Here is a 16383-nt window from a genome sequence, read left to right on the forward strand (position 1 = left end):
ACGGGTTTCACTGCGGGCCCATGAGACGACACAGGATCATGGGCCTGCTCGGCGCGCTCACCCTCGCCGCCGGAGCCCTGGCCGGACCCGCGGCCGCCGCCGGATCCCCCACCGCCGGACCGGCGGCCGCCGGATCCCCCACCGCCGCCGGACCGCCCGCCGCCGCCGGGCCCGCCGCCGAGGGGCCCGTGCCGCCCGCCGAGTTCGGCACCGACTGGCACGACCCCCTCACCGCCGCCCCGCCCGTGGAGCGCCCCGCGACCCGGTCCTGCGAGGTGACCCTGGCCGAGGCCCGGTTCCGCGACTTCACCCCCTACCGGGGGACCTACACCCCGCCCGCCGGCTGCGGCCGCTCCGGCTGGGCCAAAGCCGTCCTGCGCCTCGACGGCAAGGTCAAGGGCCGCCAGTACGACCGCCTCGGCAACCTCACCCTCGGCGGCGTCGAGATCCTGCGCACCTCCACCCCGCAGCCCTCGCCTGACGGCATCACCTGGTCCGTGGAGAAGGACGTCACCCGCTACGGCGACCTCCTGGGCCGTCCGCAGCCCGTCGAGATGCTGATCGGCAACGTCGTCAACGACACCTACACCGGCGTCATCGACGTCAAGGTCACCCTCACCCTCTACGCCGCCGACCGGCACCACCCCGCCCCCGACACCCCCGACCGGGTGCTGCCCCTCACCACCCCCGCCGTCACCACCCCGCGCAACACCGAGCGGCTCCTCGCCGAGGTGTACGCCACCGGCTCCGGCGGCGGCTGCGAGGAGTACTGGTACATGACCGTCCCCGACGCCGCGCCCTACTCCTGCAAGGCCCCCGACGGCCCCCACCGCGAGGTGCGGATATCCGTCGACGGACGGCTCGCCGGCCTCGCCGCCCCCTTCCCGACCGTGTGGACCGGCGGCTGGTCCAACCCCTTCCTCTGGTACGTCACCCCCGGCCCCCGCGCCTTCGACGTCCAGCCGGCCGTCTACGACCTCACCCCCTACGCGGCCCTCCTCAACGACGGCCGCGAGCACCGCGTCGAGGTCTCCGTCGCCGGCGTACCGGCCGGCCAGGCCGGCTGGAGCACCCCCGTCAACCTGCTGCTCTGGCAGGACCACGGCCGCCAGGTCGTCACGGGCGCCCTGACCCGCCACGAGGAGGGCGCCCCCACCGGATCCTCCCGCTGGACGCCCGCCGCCCCCGGCGGCGAACACCGCCTGGACACCGACGGCGGCCACCGCCTGACCGTCGCCGGGTACCTCGACACCTCCCACGGCCGCGTCACCACCACCGTCACCCGGGCCGTGTCCCACACCTCCGCGCACCGCTGGACCGACGGCGAGAACCGGGACGCCCTCACCGCTTCCTGGACCGACGAGGAGAGCGTCACCCGCGGAGCCGCCACCACCCGCACGGCCCGCACGTACACCATGGACGGCGAGACCACCCTCGGCGCGGACGACCGGCTGCGCACCGTCCTGTCCCTCGGGGACCGGGCCGACACCGTCACCCTGCGCGGCGGCCGCCAGACCGGCCGCTCCCTCCTCGACCACCGGTACACGGGCGACGCCACGTACACGGCGAACGTCCCTCGCGACCAGCGGCACGCGGTCGGCACCTCCACCGAGCACTACCGGCTGTACGGGACGGACGCCGGGGCCGGCTGTTACGACCGTACGGTGTCCACCGCGCAGGGCACCGTGACGGAGGACCGCCTCCGCTGCTGACGGTGGCGGGGCCTACGATGACCGCCCATGGAGATGAGTGAGGCCGGCAGACGGCTGATCGACGGCCGTTTCGAACTGATCGGCCCCCTGGGCGCCGGAGGCATGGGCACGGTGTGGCGCGCCCGCGACATCGCACTGCACCGCGAGGTCGCCCTGAAGGAGGTGCGCCCGCCGGACCCCGCCACGGCCGCCGCGCAGCCGGACCTCGCCGTCCAGCTGCGCGAGCGGGCCATCCGGGAGGCGCGGGCCCTCGCCCGCCTCGCCCACCCGAACGTGGTGACGATCCACCACATCGTGGAGCCCGCACCGGAGACGGACGGCCACCCGTGGATCGTGATGGAGCTGCTCAGGGGCGGCTCACTGCACGACCGGCTCGCCACCGGACCGATGCCGCTCGCGGAGGTGGTGCGGCTCGGGCTCGACATCCTCTCCGCGCTGCGCGCCGCGCACGCGGAAGGCGTGCTCCACCGGGACGTGAAGCCGGCCAACGTCCTGCTGCGGCCCGACGGCTCGGCCGTACTGACCGACTTCGGCATCGCCGCCGTGCACGGGGCGACCGCCCTCACCTCCACCGGGGTGCTCATCGGCTCGCCCGAGTACATCGCTCCCGAGCGGTGCCGGGGCGAGGAGGGCCTGGCGGCCTCCGACCTGTGGTCGCTCGGCATGCTGCTGTACGTGGCCGCCGAGGGGACGCACCCGCTGCGCCGTGCCACCAGCCTGGCCACGGTGGTCGCCGTCCTCGACGAGCCGATCCCCGCTCCCGTGCGCTCCGGCCCGCTGGGGCCCGTACTGGAACGGCTGCTCGTCCGCGACCCCGCGGCGCGGCCGGACGGCGGCGAGCTGGAAGCGCTGCTCCGGGGTGCGAGCACCGCTCTGGGGACGGGCCCCGGTGCCGCCCCGGTCCCGCCGGTCGGGGGCCCGTACGGCCCGCCGCCCACGGTGTCGGACGCCCGGCCCTTCACCCCCGGCGGCGGCTCCCCGTACGCGTCCACCACGCCCGTCCCCCACGCCGCCCCCGCGACCGCCCCGGCCCGGGGGCGCGGCCGCGCCGCGCTGATCGGCGCCGCCCTGGCGCTGGCCCTGGCCGGCGGGGTGGCCGGGCTCGTCCAGGCGCTGCCCGACGGCACGTCCTCCGGCCGGCAGGCCACCGGCCCCGCCGCCACGGCCACCCCGGCCGCCGCCACCCCCGGCGCGGCGACCCCCGCCGGCCGGACGGGCGCCACGCCCCGGGGACAGGGCGGCCAGGCCGCGGCCAAGGGGAACCTGCTCGCCCCGGACCAGGTCCGGACCGTCGTCGAGGCGTTCAAGCAGCGGACCGGCACCACCTCCTTCGTGGAGATGACCGTCTACGAGGGCTACGTGCTGGCCGCCATCCCCACCGCCCCCGGCGCGGACACCTTCGACCGCTACCAGTACCGCGACGGCCAGGTGACGCACGCCGGCCCCGGCGGCACCGTCAAGCAGGACGAGCCGCTCATCGACATGGCGGCGGTGAAGTGGGACGCCCTGCCCGCCCTCCTGGACCGGGCCCAGCAGGAACTCGGCGTCTCCAAGCCGACCTCCCGCTACGTCATCGTCGAGCCCTGGCTCTTCGACGCGACCCCCTCCATGCGCCCCTACCTCACCGACGAGTACGGACGGGGCGGCTACGTGTACGCCGACACCCAGGGCAACGTGAAGAAGGTCTACCGCTCCTGACACCGCGTATCCGCACCCCACGCCCGCACATACCCGCAGACCCCCACACCCGTACGCGCGCCGGGGCGCGTACGGGTCGGCGGACACCTGTCCGAGGAGCACGCCCACCATGCCCAGCTGGCGCACCACCCTGACCCGGGCCGGGATCACCGACCCCCGGCTGCGGGCCGACTTCACCCATGCCGCCCGCCGGGTGCTGCGCCGCGAACCGGCCCCCTACCTCACCCTGCGCCTGCTGGCCGCGCCGCCCCTGGTGCCCTGGCTGGCGGCCGGGCTGGCCTTCATGAACCTGGTCGACGACGTGGCCGAGACCGGAACCCCGAGTGCCCGGGCCGCCGGGCTCGCCGCGCTGGCGGCACGCACCGGGCCGGCCCTGGAGAGCGGCGACAGCCCGGACCCGCTGCTGCGCGCCTACGCCCACGCCGTCCGCACCCGGGGCCTGCCCGGGCACTGGGTCACCCGCTTCCTGGACGGCGCCGCCACCGCCGAGGCCGGCTTCGACGGGTTCGCCACCGAGGAGGACTTCCAGACCTACCTCGACGCCTACGCCTGGCCCGGCATCATGGTCTTCACCGGCCTCCAGTACCGGGGCGGACCCGACGCGGCCCAGGCGGCCGGCTGGCGCGGCTTCGTGGACGCCGCCCAGCGGGTCGACTTCCTCGCCGATCTCGCGGGCGACCTCGCCGACGGGCGGCTGTGCGTCCCGCGCTCCCGGCTCGAGGAGCACTCCGTCACCCGCGCCGATCTGGAACGGGCCCGCGACACCCGGGAGGTACGCGCCCTCCTCGCCGCCGAGTGCGCCCGCGCGCGGACCGCTCTCGGCGCCGCGGAAGGCGTCCTCGGCCTCACCGAGCCCGGACTGCGGCCGGTGGTCGCGGCCATGACGGAGCTCATGGGACACCAGCTGACCGCGGTGGAGAAGGCCGGCACCGGCGCCCTGCGCAAGGACGTCGGCTACGGCCTGACGGCTCCCGTGGCCACCCTGGTCCGCGCGCGGCGCCGCCGCCGGCACCCCGGCCGGACCACGGAGGTGCCGCGCTGACGCCGCGCCGGGGAGGAGCCGTCAGTACGGGCCGTTGACGTTGTCGATCGAACCGTAGCGGGCGGCGGCGTAGTTGCAGGCCGCGGTGATGTTCGCGACCGGGTCGTACGAGTCCAGGGACGTGCCGGGCACGTGGTAGGCGCGGAAGGTCGGGTCGATGACCTGGAGCAGGCCCTTGGAGGGGATGCCGGCCGCGGCGTTGGAGTCCCAGTTGTTGATGGCGCGGGGATTGCCCGAGGACTCGCGCATCACGTTGCGGTGGATTCCGTTGTAGGTGCCGGGAATTCCGTGCTGGGCCATGACCGCCAGGGACTGGCGGATCCAGCCGTCGAGGTTGTCGGCGTACGTGGTGGCCGCTTTGGCGGCGGGCTTCGCCGCGGCCGCGCGCGCCGCCGCGCCGATGCTCAGCTTCAGGCCGGGGCGGATCACCGAGGGGTTCTCGCCGATGGCGTTGCGGTTGGCCGCGTAGAGCGCCTGCCAGCCGCCGCTCACGGAATGCTCGGCCGCGATCTTCGAAAGGGTGTCGCCGCCGACCACGGAATAGGTCAGGGCCGCCGCGGCCTTTTCCACGGACGCCTTTTTCGCGACGGACTTCTCCACGGCCGGCTTCTGCACCGCCACGGCCTTCTCCACGGACGCCTTGACGAGCGACGCCGGAGCCGGCTGCGTGCCGGCCGCCGCGGCGGTGGTGGCGCTGATCAACGGAAGGGCGAATGCCGCTCCGCCCGTACCGGCGACCGCGAGTCCGCGGGCGATCCGGTGCTGCTTCGGCCGACGGTGCTTACCGTGTCGGGGCATGGCGCTGTTCCTCACGTGGGGGTACGGGAGAGCCCCGGCGGCGGCCGGATTCGGCAGTCGGCCGCGGGGAGTGAGGTGACCGTAGGCGAGTGCGAGGGGCGGGAACAAGACGAGAATTCCGCCCGGAGATCGACTTCCCGCCCGTTGTCCGGTAAATGACCATGACGGGCGGATCGCGGAAAGGCCGATTTCCTTTCCGGGGAAAGGGAATCGACCGTTCCGGGTGAATTGATGTTGAGCGGGTGCGCGTGACCCACATCACGGGCCCGGCGGGTTCGGGGCCGCCTCGTCCAATACGGTCAATTCGCGCCCCGATACTGCCGATTCGGGCGACCCGCCCGAGGCTGACGAAACGCTCGCAATCGGACATTCGAGCCCGCCGCCGGCCCCGGGGCCCGCGGCCCGTCCCGGCTCGAGGCGTGCGGCCCGCTCAGTGGGGCAGTGCGTCGGTGAGGTCCACCTCGACCAGCTGCCCTGCGAAGCCCAGCTGCGCGACCCCCAAGAGCGCACTGGCGGACGTGAAGGCCGGCCTGAGGGCGGAAGCGGTGAGCCGGTGCCAGGCGAGGCCCAGGTCCCCCCTGTCGTCACTCCGCACGCAGATCACCGAGCGCACCACGTGCTGCGGCCGGGCGTTCACCGCCGCGCGACCGTCCGGCGCGGCGCCGGGCCGGACAACCGGCTCTCAGAAGCAGGCCAGCGCCTCCAGCGTGGCGTCCACGGCCCCCCGGGACGCCGGCAGCAGGGGCAGGCGTACGTCCGGGGCCGGGATCCGGCCCTGCGCGTGCAGCACGGCCTTGACCACCGTCGGGTTCGGCTCCGCGAAGGCCGCGGCCGACACCCGCGCCAGCCCGTGCCCCAGCTCCCGGGCCCGCCCGACGTCGCCGCCCCGCCAGGCGGCCGCGAGTTCCACGAACCGCTCCGTCGCCAGGTGGGCCGAGGCCAGCACCGCCCCCGACGCGCCGAGCGCCAGCATCGGGGACGCGTACGCGTCGTCCCCCGCCAGGACCGAGAACCCCTCCGGCAGCCGGCCCAGCAGCGCCACCGTCTCCGCGTCGATCCCGCCCGCCGCGTACTTCACCCCGGTCACACCCGGCAGCGAGCCCAGCGCGCGGAGCGCGTCCGCGTCCAGCGGCTGCCCCGTCCGGTACGGGATGTGATAGACGATCAGCGGCAGCGGACTGACCTCCGCCAGCCGCGCGAAGTGCGCCAGCACGCCCGCCGCCGAGGGCCGCACGAAGGACGGTACGGTCACCAGCGCCGCCCGGGCCTGCGGCCACCGCACCAGCCGCGCCAGCGCCGCCTCGCTCGCCCTCGTCCCGCTCGCTCCCGCCCCCACCGTGAGCGGCACCCCCCGCTCCCCGCAGACGCGGGCGCAGACCCCGGTGACCAGGTCGCGCTCCGCCTCGTCGAGGGCGGCCGCCTCGCCCGTCGTGCCCAGGGCCACGATCCCGGCCGCGCCCGCGTCGAGCACCTCGTGGGCCAGGGTCTCCAGCGCCCCGGCGGCCACCTCCCCGTCAGGGCCGAAGGGGGTGACGAGCGGGACGTGGATCCCATCGAGGGTGAAAGGCGCGGCATCGGTGAATCGCCCGGACTGTTCCGTTTCCTGTCGCATACGGAAGAGCTTCGCCCGGACCGAGCACCGAATCCAGTTCGCGTTCCTTACCCGATCCGTAAGCTGAGCCGATGCTCGACGTACGCCGCCTGCGCCTGCTGCGGGAACTCGCCCGCCGCGGCACCATCGCCGCCGTGGCCGAGGCCCTCGCCTTCAGCCCCTCCGCCGTCTCCCAGCAGCTCTCCGTCCTCGAACGGGAAGCCGGCCTGCCCCTGCTGGAACGCACCGGCCGCCGGGTCCGCCTCACCCCGGCCGCCCAGAACCTCGTCCGGCACGCCGAAGCCGTCCTGGAACGCCTCGAACAGGCGGACGCCGACCTCGCGGAGGCCCGCAGCGGCCTCGCCGGCGTCCTGCGCGTCGGCTCCTTCCCCACCGCCACCCGGGCCATCGTCCCGGCGGCCCTCCGCCACCTGGCCCGGCGCCACCCCGGGCTGGAGCCGAGGGTCCGCGAGACCGACCCGGCGGGGGTCGCGCACGCGCTGCGGGCCGGGGACCTGGACGTGGCCCTGGTCCACGAGTACGACTTCGTCCCCGCGCCGCCGGAGCCGGGGATCGACACCCGCCCGCTGTACGGGGAGGCGATGTACCTGGCCGCCCCCGCCGGCCCGCCGCCGGCCACCGGCCCGGACCAGGGCGCACCCCCGGCCACCGGCCCGTCCCCGGCCACCGGCCCCGACCAGGGCGCGGTGCTGCGTACCCACCGGGACGCGCCCTGGATCACCGCCACACCCGGCACCCTCTGCCACGCCATGACCGTGCGGGCCTGCCAGGCGGCCGGCTTCGCACCCGGGATCCGCCACCAGGTCGACGAGTTCGACACCGTCCTCGCCCTGGTCGCGGCCGGGCAGGGAGTGGCCGTCGTCCCCCAGCTGGGAGTGACCCGGCCCCCGGACCCCGGCCTCACCCTCACCCGCCTCCACATGGAACGCCGCACCAAGATCGCCTTCCGTGACGGTGCCGCCGCGCATCCCGCGGTGGCCGCCTTCGCCGCGGCGCTGCGCGCGGCCGTGCCGCCGGATCTGGCCGGAACCGGCGGCGGCGGATGACGCGAGTGCCCGCACAACTCCCTTGGGGCGCCCCGCCCGTGTACGTTCGTTGATCCAGACCGAGCCGAACAGAACGGGGTACGACGTGACACATCGCGTACGAGGGGTCATCGCGCGGAGCAAGGGCGCACCGGTGGAGACGACCACGGTCCTCGTGCCCGACCCGGGGCCCGGCGAAGCCCTCGTCAAGGTCCGGGCCTGCGGGGTCTGTCACACCGACCTGCACTACCGCGAGGGCGGCATCAACGACGAGTTCCCCTTCCTCCTCGGCCACGAGGCCGCCGGGACCGTCGAGTCCGTCGGCCCCGGCGTCACCTCCGTCGCCCCCGGCGACTTCGTGGTCCTCAACTGGCGCGCGGTGTGCGGCAGCTGCCGAGCCTGCAAGCGCGGCCGGCCCTGGTACTGCTTCGACACCCACAACGCCGCCCAGCCCATGACCCTCGAGGACGGCACCCCGCTCTCCCCGGCCCTGGGCATCGGCGCGTTCGCCGAGAAGACCCTGGTCGCCGCCGGACAGTGCACCAAGGTGGACCCCGCCGCCTCGCCCGCCGCCGCCGGACTGCTCGGCTGCGGGGTCATGGCCGGCCTCGGCGCCGTCCTGAACACCGGCAACGTGGGGCGCGGCGACTCGGTGGCCGTCATCGGCTGCGGCGGAGTGGGCAACGCCGCCGTCGCGGGCGCCCGGCTGGCGGGTGCCTCGCGGATCATCGCCGTGGACCTGGACGACCGGAAGCTGGAACGGGCGCGCGGGCTGGGCGCCACCCACACCGTCAACGGGCGCACCGAGGACGTGGTCGAGGCCGTCCGGGAACTGACCGGCGGGAACGGCGCGGACGTGGTCATCGAGGCCGTCGGCCGCCCCGAGACCTACCGGCAGGCCTTCTACGCCCGCGACCTGGCCGGAACCGTGGTCCTGGTCGGCGTACCGACGCCCGAGATGAAGCTCGAACTCCCGCTCCTGGACGTCTTCGGACGCGGCGGCGCGCTCAAGTCCTCCTGGTACGGCGACTGCCTGCCCGAGCGCGACTTCCCGTTCCTGATCGACCTGTACCTCCAGGGCCGGCTCGACCTCGACGCCTTCGTCTCGGAGACCATCCCCCTCGACGGGGTCGAGGAGGCCTTCGGCCGCATGGAGCGCGGCGAGGTGCTCCGCTCGGTGGTCCAGTTCTGACCGGCCGGCGACGGAGGAGCTGACGGGACGCCCCGGCACCCGTGGCCCTGGCCGGCCGGCCAGGACCACGGGGGGCCTAAACTCGGCCGGAACGCCAGCCCCGGCCCCCGGCCGCCCCGCCGCGACCCGGCGAAGGCCCGGAGGCGGGCATCCGCACCCAGACCCCAGGGGCCGTCCGTGACCCTCCCGCGCAGCTACCGCCAGCCCGGTGTCGTCCTGACCGACCACCACTTCACCGTGCCGCTCGACCACGACCGCCCCGACGGGGAACGCATCGAGCTCTACGCCCGCGAGGTCGTCGCCAACGACAAGGACCCCGAGAAGCTGCCCTGGCTGCTGTACCTGGAGGGCGGCCCCGGGTTCGGGGCGCGCCGGTTCACCGGCCGCCAGGCCTGGCTGGAGCGGGCCCTCGCCGACTACCGGGTGCTGCTCCTCGACCAGCGCGGCACCGGCCGCTCCACCCCGCTCAACCGGCAGACGCTGCCCGCGGTCGGTACCCCGGAGCAGCAGGCGGACCACCTCGCCCACTTCCGCGGCGACTCCATCGTGCGCGACGCCGAGGCCATCCGCCCGGCCCTCACTGGTGGCGCTCCCTGGACCGTGCTCGGCCAGAGCTTCGGCGGGTTCTGCGCCACCCACTACCTCTCCAGCGCACCCGAGGGCCTGACCGCCGTCCTGATCACCGGCGGACTGCCCTCGCTCGACGCGACCGCGACCGCGGTGTACGAGGCGGCGTACCCCCGCGTCGAGCGCAAGAACCTGGCCCATTACGACCGCTACCCCATGGACGTCGAGCGCGCCCGCCGCGTCGCGGCCCGCCTCGCCGAGCGCCCGGCCGAACTCCCGGGCGGCCACCTGCTCACCGTCGAGGCCTTCCAGTCCCTGGGCCTGGTCCTCGGGGCCGGTGACGGGAGCCACCAGCTGCATTACCTCCTCGAGGACGCCTTCGTCACCACCTCCGCCGGACCCGTCCTCTCGGACGCCTTCCTGGAACGGGTCCGCACCCAGCTGTCGTTCGCGGGCCACCCCCTCTACGCCCTCCTCCACGAGGCGATCTACGCCCAGGACCCGGCGGTGCCCACGGCCTGGGCCGCCGAACGCGTCCGCGCGGGACTGCCGCGCTTCGACGGCGCGGCGGCCCTCGCCGGCGTCGACCCGCTCCTGTTCACCGGCGAGACCATCCACCCCTGGCACTTCACCACCGATCCGGCCCTCGTCCCCCTGCGCGCGACCGCGGAGGTCCTGGCGGCGCGCACCGGCTGGCAGCCGCTGTACGACCCGGCCCGTCTCGCGGCCAACGAGGTACCGGTGGCCGCCGCCGTCTACCACGACGACATGTACGTGGACACCGCGCACTCGCTGACCACGGCCCGCGCGATCCGCGGCCTGCGGACCTGGGTGACGGACGAGTTCGAGCACGACGGCGTCCGCGCCGGCGGCCCCCGCGTCCTGGACCGGCTGCTGTCCCTGGTCCGCGACGAGGTGTAGGCCCGGGCCGCGCCGGAAAGGTTTGCCGGTCTTCGCGGTCACCGCACTAGGGTGCGGCGTATGACCGAACACGCTGAGCAGCAGCCCCCCTTGCAGCCCATGCCCGCCGACTGGCGGCGTGCCCTCGCGGTGGTGGCCCACCCCGACGACCTCGAGTACGGCTGCGCCGCGGCCATCGCCGAGTGGACCGACGGCGGCCGTGAGGTCAGCTACCTCCTCGCCACGCGCGGCGAGGCGGGCATCGACGGGGTCGCCCCCGACGAGTGCGGCCCGCTGCGCGAGGCCGAGCAGCGGGCGAGCGCGGCGGTCGTCGGGGTGTCCACGGTGGAGTTCCTCGACTACCGCGACGGGGTCATCGAGTACGGCCTCGGCCTGCGCCGGGACATCGCGGCGGCCATCCGGCGGCACCGCCCCGAGCTGGTGGTCACCCTCAACCACCGCGACACCTGGGGCGGGGCCGGCGGCGGCGGGGCCTGGAACACCCCCGACCACAAGGCCGTCGGCCGGGCCGTGCTGGACGCCGCGGGTGACGCGGGCAACCGGTGGATCTTCCCCGAGCTCATCTCCGAGCAGGGCCTGGAACCGTGGGACGGGGTGCGCTGGGTCGCGGTGGCGGGCACGGCCCTGCCCACCCACGCCGTCGACGCCGGCCCCGGCCTGGAGCGCGCGATCCGGTCCCTGCTGGAGCACAAGGCGTACATCGGCGCCCTGACGGACCAGGACCCCGAGGAGTACGTACGGAACTTCCTGACCGGCAACGTCCAGCAGGCGGCGGCACGTTTCGGCGGCCGCCCGGCGGTGCCGTTCGAGGTCTTCCCCCGCTGACCGCACCCCCTCGGGCACTGGCACCGGCGGTGCGCCGGGGCGCGGACACCGCCGTGCCCCGGACGGCGCCGGTTACCGGGGCAGGTACGCCTGCTGGGCGGCGCAGGTCCAGATCACCGGCTTCAGCGTGCCGCTCGCGTTGACGGCCGCTCCACCGGCGCGGCCGTCGTCGGAGACCGAGGTGGCGGCGCTGGCCTGCTGCGCGGCGAGCCGGGGCAGGGCGAGCACCGGCCCCGTGCCCGGCCACAGCTGCGCCTGGTCGGGGAGGGTCTGCTCGTCCGGGTGGGACGTGGCGGTGCCGACGGACACGCCGGTCGTCGCGCTGATCGCCTCGAGGGTGCCGGAGGGGTGGGTGTTCAGCACGCCGGGGGAGGCGGCGGGTCCCGTGTGGGGCGGCGTCCAGGTCATGGGCTTGTACTGGTAGCCCATGCCGTACCAGTCGTAGCCGACGACGCGGCCGTTCTCGTCGAGGTCCTGCACGTAGCTGTCGTTCGCGGTGGCGGCCAGGGCCCTGGCCGGTCCGCCGTCGGCGGGCCAGAGCACCGGGTAGCTCCCCTCCCGGTGGGCGCCGGTGTCCGGGTCCTCGTAGTCCTCCCGTGCCATGCCGAGGACGTCGCCGCCGTTGCTGACGCCGGTGACCAGTTCGACCCGCGTGCCGGGCAGGGCGTCCGCCGGCAGGGCCAGGTCGCGGACCTTCCGGCCGTCCTTCCAGACGACGCCCAGGCCCGTCCGTACCCGCGAGACGACGTAGCCGGTGTCGTTGACGTCGGCGTCGTCCGACGCCGAGTCGCTCTCCGGCAGCCGGGTGACCGCGGCGTCGCCCGCCCGGTAGGTGAAGGCGTAGCCGTCGGTGCCGTGGACGGCGCCGACCATCAGACCGCTCCCGTTCACCCCGAGCACCGCACCCCGAGCGCCGGCGTCCGGCAGCGGGACCCTGTGCAGTCGGGTGCCGGTCCAGTAGACGGGCTTGCCGCCGGAGCGGCCGACGGACAGGTTGCCCGGGCCGAGTCCGAGGACGGCCTCGGCCTGCTCGTTCCCCACCTGGTAGCCGCCGGACCCGATGGAGCCCAGGACCTGGATCCGGGGCGTGCAGGAGGCCGCGGCCGCGGCGGGTCCGGCGGCGGTGGCGACGGCGGCCAGGACGAGGGCGGCGGTGGCCGCCGAGCCCGTGCTGCGCAGGCGTGTGCTGTTCATCGTTCGGTTTCCCCCTGTGGTGTGTGCCCGTCGGGCCGGCGTCGGCCCGGCGCCTGCCGCGGAGCGGGCGGCCGGCCCCGGGCGGGCGTGATCCCCTGGCGAGTCATATGCCCTGTGGGAGCGGCCTGTTGATGCTAGCGCCCGGCACTGACGTTCACCTGGGGTTCGTACGTCCGATATCCGGAGGGGAGTGCTCCTGTGCGGGCGGTGCGTCGGGCCGGCCGGCGGTGCGGTCCCTCGCGGGCGGCGGGTTCACCCGGGTCCACCCGGGCGGGGACGGGCCGGGACGGGCCGGGACGGGCCGGTCCAGGGTTCCCAAGGGAGCAAGCGACCGCTTAGTATGCCCGGAGCGTGGTCCCTCGACGGCGGCTGGAGGCCCCGGATGCAGGCATGGCGAGTACACACGACCGGTGAGCCCCGCGAGGCCATGCGCCTCGAGGAGGTCCCCGAACCCGTGCCGGGCGACGGCGAGGTGAGGCTCCGGGTCCTCGCGGCGAACGTCAACTTCCCGGACGCGCTCCTCGTCCGCGGCCAGTACCAGATCCGCCCGCCCCTGCCCTTCACCCCGGGCGTGGAGATCTGCGGCCTGACCGAGGACGGCCGGCGCGTCATCGCCAACCCCTCCCTGCCCCACGGCGGGTTCGCCGAGTATGTGACCGCCCCGGCGCGCGCCCTGCTCCCGGCGCCCGACACCCTCGACGACGCCGAGGCGGCGGCCCTGCACATCGGCTACCAGACCGGCTGGTTCGGCCTCCACCGCAGGGCCCGGCTCCGGAGCGGCGAGACCCTGCTCGTGCACGCCGCCGCCGGCGGGGTCGGCAGCGCCGCGGTCCAGCTCGGCAAGGCCGCCGGAGCGACCGTCATCGGCGTCGTCGGTGGCAAGACCAAGGTCCGCACCGCCGAGGAACTCGGCTGCGACGTCGTCATCGACCGCACCACCGAGGACGTCGTCGCCCGCGTCAAGGAGGCCACCGGGGGACGCGGCGCCGACGTCGTCTACGACCCGGTCGGCGGCGACGCCTACACGGCCTCCGCCAAGTGCGTGGCCTTCGAGGGCCGCATCGTCGTGGTCGGTTTCGCCAGCGGCACCGTCCCCGCCCCGGCCCTCAACCACGCCCTGGTCAAGAACTACGCGGTACTCGGCCTGCACTGGGGCCTCTACGCCGCCAAGGACCCCGCCGCCATCCCCGCCTGCCACGCCGAACTCACCCGCCTCGCCACCGAGGGCGCGATCAGACCCCTCGTCAGCGAACGCGTCCCGCTCGGGGGAGCCGCCGACGCCGTCCAGCGGCTCGCCGACGGCACCACCACCGGCCGGCTGGTCGTCGTCCCGTCCCTCCCGTCCGTCCCGTCCGTCCCGTCCCTCCCGTCCGTCCCGTCCCTCCCGTCCGTCCCCTCCCCGGACGGAGCCGCCCGATGACCGCCGACGCCGAGGACCTCCTCGCCCGCACCCGGCACCTGCTCGCCGCGCACCCGCCCGGCACCACCGCACCCGCCGACTTCCTTCGCGCCCGATTCGACGCCGGACTCGCCTGGGTCCACTACCCCGAGGGACTCGGCGGACTGGCCGCGCCCCGCGCCCTCCAAGCCGTCGTGGACGCCGAGCTCGAAGCCGCCGCGGCCCCCGACAACGACCCCCGCCGGATCGGCATCGGCCTTGGCATGGCCGCGCCCACGATCCTCGCGTACGGCACCGAGGACCAGAAGCGCCGCTTCCTGCGCCCCCTCTGGCTGGGGGAGGAGGTGTGGTGCCAGCTCTTCAGCGAGCCCGGAGCCGGCTCCGACCTCGCCGCCCTCGGCACCCGCGCCGTCCTCGACGAGGCGGCGGGCGCATGGGTGGTCGACGGCCAGAAGGTATGGACCTCCAGCGCCCACACGGCCCGGTGGGCCATCCTCCTCGCGCGCACCGACCCCGCCCTCCCCAAACACCGGGGCATCACCTACTTCCTGTGCGACATGCACGCCCCCGGCGTCGAGGTCCGCCCCCTGCGCCAGATCACGGGGGAGGCCGAGTTCAACGAGGTGTTCCTCACCGGCGTCCGCATCCCCGACACCCACCGCCTCGGCGCCGTCGGCCAGGGCTGGGAGGTCGCCCGCACGACCCTGATGAACGAACGCGTCTCCATCGGCGGCATGCGGATCCCGCGCGAGGGCGGCATGATCGCCCCCGTCGCCGCCGCCTGGCGCGAACGGCCCGCCCTGCGCACCCACGCCCTGCACCAGCGGCTGCTGGAACTGTGGGTGGAGGCCGAGGTGGCCCGCCTCACCGGTGAACGGCTGCGCCAGCAGCTCGCCGCCGGCCAGCCCGGCCCCGAGGGCAGCGGGATGAAGCTCACCTTCGCCCGCCTCAACCAGGAGATCAGCGGCCTCGAGGTGGAACTCCTCGCCGAAGAGGGCCTCCTGTACGAGGACTGGACCATGCGCCGCCCCGAGACCGTCGACTTCACCGGCCGCGACGCCGGCTACCGCTACCTGCGCGCCAAGGGCAACAGCATCGAGGGCGGCACCAGCGAGATCCTCCTCAACATCGTCGCCGAACGCGTCCTCGGACTGCCCGCCGAACCGCGCGACGACAAGGACATCGCCTGGAAGGACCTCTCCCGATGACGACGCAGCAAGCACCGGCGCCGCAGCCCGGCCCGCAGGCCCCCGGCACCCCCTACGACCTGCTCTACTCCGGAACCGAGGAGGAACTGCGGGCGGCCGTACGCTCGCTGCTCGCCGGCCGCTGCGCCCCCGCGGGCGTCCTCGCCCGCGCCGAGAGCGGCCGCCCCCACGACCCCGCGCTGTGGCGGACCCTCGCCACCGGCATCGGCGCCGCCGGACTGCTCGTCCCCGAGAAGCTCGGCGGGGCGGGCGCGAGCCACCGCGAGGCCGCCGTCGTCCTGGAGGAGCTCGGACGGGCCGTGGCACCGGTGCCCTACCTCACCGGCTCCGTCCTCGCGACGGAGATCCTGCTCGCCGTCGCCTGCGACAGCGCCGAAGCCGCCGCCCTGGTGGCCGAGGCCGCCGCAGGACGCCGGATCTGCGTCCCCGCCCTTCCCCTCACCCTGGCCCCCGGAGCGCCCCTGCCGGCCCCGGTCCACGACAGCGGCGGCGGGGTGCTCGCCGGCACCGTCACCTCCGTCGCCGACGCGGACGCGGCCGACACCCTGCTCGTCCTGGCCGACACCGGGCTGTACGCCGTCCCCGCCGACCGGGCCGCCCTGACCGCCCTGGTCCCGCTGGACCTGACCCGGCCACTCGCCACCGTCACCCTCGACGGCGCCCCCGGCACCCGCCTCGCCGACCCCGCCACCGCCCGCGCGGCCATCGCCGGAGCCCTGCTGTCCGGCGCCGGACTGCTGGCCTCGGAGCAGCTCGGGATCGCCGAATGGTGCCTGACGGAGACCGTCGCGCACGTACGGGCCCGCCACCAGTTCAACCGCCCCGTCGGCTCCTTCCAGGCCCTCAAGCACCGCCTCGCGCGGCTGTGGCTGGACGTGGCCTCCGCCCGCGCGGCGGCCCGCGCCGCCGCCGACGCCCTGGCCACCGGGGCCCCGGACACCCCGCTCACCGTCGCGGTCGCCCAGGCCCACTGCTCGGGGGTGGCCGTCCGCGCGGCCGAGGAGTGCGTCCAGCTCCACGGCGGCATCGGCATGACCTGGGAGCACCCCGCCCACCTCTACCTCAAGCGGGCCAAGGCCGACTCCCTCGCCCTGGGCACCGCCGGCCACCACCGCGGCCTGGTCGCGGACTTCGCGGAACTCCCGGCGCCCTGAGACCGAGGCGGGGGCGCCGCGCCGCGCGACGGCACC

The 16383-nt window shown here is 75.4% G+C and carries 13 protein-coding genes and 1 pseudogene; 10 read left to right on the top strand and 4 right to left on the bottom strand.

Going from position 1 to position 16383, the window contains the following annotated elements:
- The first annotated feature begins 20 nt into the window (after positions 1-20).
- The 3 genes from ACZ514_RS03585 to ACZ514_RS03595 all read left to right on the top strand — a co-directional run bounded on the left by ACZ514_RS03585 (position 21) and on the right by ACZ514_RS03595 (position 4452).
- Positions 21-1712, top strand: a complete 1692-nt coding sequence (locus ACZ514_RS03585) for a peptide-N4-asparagine amidase (RefSeq protein ID WP_469123996.1) — start codon at positions 21-23, stop codon at positions 1710-1712.
- A gap of 27 nt (positions 1713-1739) precedes the next feature.
- Positions 1740-3410, top strand: a complete 1671-nt coding sequence (locus ACZ514_RS03590; protein WP_468162581.1) for a serine/threonine-protein kinase — start codon at positions 1740-1742, stop codon at positions 3408-3410.
- A gap of 109 nt (positions 3411-3519) precedes the next feature.
- Positions 3520-4452, top strand: coding sequence for a squalene/phytoene synthase family protein (locus tag ACZ514_RS03595; protein WP_468694775.1), 933 nt, complete (start codon positions 3520-3522; stop codon positions 4450-4452).
- Between the two features lie 21 nt (positions 4453-4473).
- Here ACZ514_RS03595 and ACZ514_RS03600 read toward each other — a convergent pair whose 3' ends face one another.
- From ACZ514_RS03600 to ACZ514_RS03610, 3 genes and pseudogenes are all read right to left on the bottom strand, one after another.
- Positions 4474-5250: a LysM peptidoglycan-binding domain-containing protein gene (locus tag ACZ514_RS03600; protein ID WP_469123997.1), complete on the bottom strand. Its 777-nt coding sequence runs from the start codon at positions 5248-5250 to the stop codon at positions 4474-4476.
- Positions 5251-5680: 430 nt separating this feature from the next.
- Positions 5681-5893: pseudogene (locus ACZ514_RS03605) on the bottom strand (RidA family protein); the annotation flags it as partial.
- A 39-nt stretch (positions 5894-5932) separates the two neighbouring features.
- On the bottom strand, positions 5933-6862 hold the full coding sequence (locus ACZ514_RS03610) for a dihydrodipicolinate synthase family protein (protein ID WP_469123998.1): 930 nt from the start codon (positions 6860-6862) through the stop codon (positions 5933-5935).
- A 71-nt stretch (positions 6863-6933) separates the two neighbouring features.
- Between ACZ514_RS03610 and ACZ514_RS03615 the strand changes: the two genes are divergently transcribed.
- From ACZ514_RS03615 to ACZ514_RS03630, 4 genes are all read left to right on the top strand, one after another.
- The gene (locus ACZ514_RS03615; RefSeq protein WP_469123999.1) at positions 6934-7908 is read left to right on the top strand and encodes a LysR family transcriptional regulator; all 975 of its coding nucleotides are present in this window, start codon (positions 6934-6936) and stop codon (positions 7906-7908) included.
- 85 nt (positions 7909-7993) lie between these two features.
- The gene (locus tag ACZ514_RS03620; protein ID WP_469124000.1) at positions 7994-9079 is read left to right on the top strand and encodes an S-(hydroxymethyl)mycothiol dehydrogenase; all 1086 of its coding nucleotides are present in this window, start codon (positions 7994-7996) and stop codon (positions 9077-9079) included.
- A gap of 177 nt (positions 9080-9256) precedes the next feature.
- Positions 9257-10567 carry an alpha/beta fold hydrolase gene (locus tag ACZ514_RS03625; protein WP_469124001.1) on the top strand — a complete coding sequence of 437 codons (1311 nt, stop codon included), beginning with the start codon at positions 9257-9259 and terminating at the stop codon, positions 10565-10567.
- A gap of 60 nt (positions 10568-10627) precedes the next feature.
- Complete coding sequence (locus tag ACZ514_RS03630) at positions 10628-11392, top strand: PIG-L deacetylase family protein (RefSeq protein ID WP_468162565.1); 765 nt, start codon at positions 10628-10630, stop codon at positions 11390-11392.
- 72 nt (positions 11393-11464) lie between these two features.
- Here the strand turns inward: ACZ514_RS03630 and ACZ514_RS03635 are convergent, their stop codons facing one another.
- A complete protein-coding gene (locus ACZ514_RS03635; protein ID WP_469124002.1) occupies positions 11465-12586 on the bottom strand; it encodes a hypothetical protein in 1122 nt (373 codons plus the stop codon).
- Between the two features lie 382 nt (positions 12587-12968).
- Here ACZ514_RS03635 and ACZ514_RS03640 point away from each other — a divergent pair, with 382 nt between their 5' ends.
- The 3 genes from ACZ514_RS03640 to ACZ514_RS03650 are packed head-to-tail and all read left to right on the top strand — an operon-like array spanning position 12969 to position 16347.
- Positions 12969-14006 (top strand): NADPH:quinone oxidoreductase family protein, encoded by a 1038-nt coding sequence (locus tag ACZ514_RS03640; protein WP_469124003.1) that lies wholly within the window; start codon positions 12969-12971, stop codon positions 14004-14006.
- Complete coding sequence (locus tag ACZ514_RS03645) at positions 14003-15193, top strand: acyl-CoA dehydrogenase family protein (RefSeq protein WP_469124004.1); 1191 nt, start codon at positions 14003-14005, stop codon at positions 15191-15193. Before ACZ514_RS03640 ends, ACZ514_RS03645 begins: the two co-directional genes overlap by 4 nt.
- Positions 15190-16347, top strand: coding sequence for an acyl-CoA dehydrogenase family protein (locus tag ACZ514_RS03650; RefSeq protein WP_469124005.1), 1158 nt, complete (start codon positions 15190-15192; stop codon positions 16345-16347). The genes ACZ514_RS03645 and ACZ514_RS03650 overlap by 4 nt, the downstream gene beginning before the upstream one ends.
- Positions 16348-16383: the final 36 nt, after the last annotated feature.

The organism is Streptomyces sp. NPDC034086, assembly GCF_055575515.1.

Excerpts from the sequence above, each read along its gene's own strand:
- ACZ514_RS03610 (WP_469123998.1), bottom strand. The coding sequence starts at position 6,862 with ATGCGACAGGAAACGGAACAGTCCGGGCGATTCACCGATGCCGCGCCT.
- ACZ514_RS03645 (WP_469124004.1), top strand. The coding sequence starts at position 14,003 with ATGACCGCCGACGCCGAGGACCTCCTCGCCCGCACCCGGCACCTGCTC.
- ACZ514_RS03640 (WP_469124003.1), top strand. The coding sequence starts at position 12,969 with ATGCAGGCATGGCGAGTACACACGACCGGTGAGCCCCGCGAGGCCATG.
- ACZ514_RS03650 (WP_469124005.1), top strand. The coding sequence starts at position 15,190 with ATGACGACGCAGCAAGCACCGGCGCCGCAGCCCGGCCCGCAGGCCCCC.
- ACZ514_RS03585 (WP_469123996.1), top strand. The coding sequence starts at position 21 with ATGAGACGACACAGGATCATGGGCCTGCTCGGCGCGCTCACCCTCGCC.
- ACZ514_RS03595 (WP_468694775.1), top strand. The coding sequence starts at position 3,520 with ATGCCCAGCTGGCGCACCACCCTGACCCGGGCCGGGATCACCGACCCC.
- ACZ514_RS03590 (WP_468162581.1), top strand. The coding sequence starts at position 1,740 with ATGGAGATGAGTGAGGCCGGCAGACGGCTGATCGACGGCCGTTTCGAA.
- ACZ514_RS03635 (WP_469124002.1), bottom strand. The coding sequence starts at position 12,586 with ATGAACAGCACACGCCTGCGCAGCACGGGCTCGGCGGCCACCGCCGCC.
- ACZ514_RS03630 (WP_468162565.1), top strand. The coding sequence starts at position 10,628 with ATGACCGAACACGCTGAGCAGCAGCCCCCCTTGCAGCCCATGCCCGCC.
- ACZ514_RS03615 (WP_469123999.1), top strand. The coding sequence starts at position 6,934 with ATGCTCGACGTACGCCGCCTGCGCCTGCTGCGGGAACTCGCCCGCCGC.
- ACZ514_RS03600 (WP_469123997.1), bottom strand. The coding sequence starts at position 5,250 with ATGCCCCGACACGGTAAGCACCGTCGGCCGAAGCAGCACCGGATCGCC.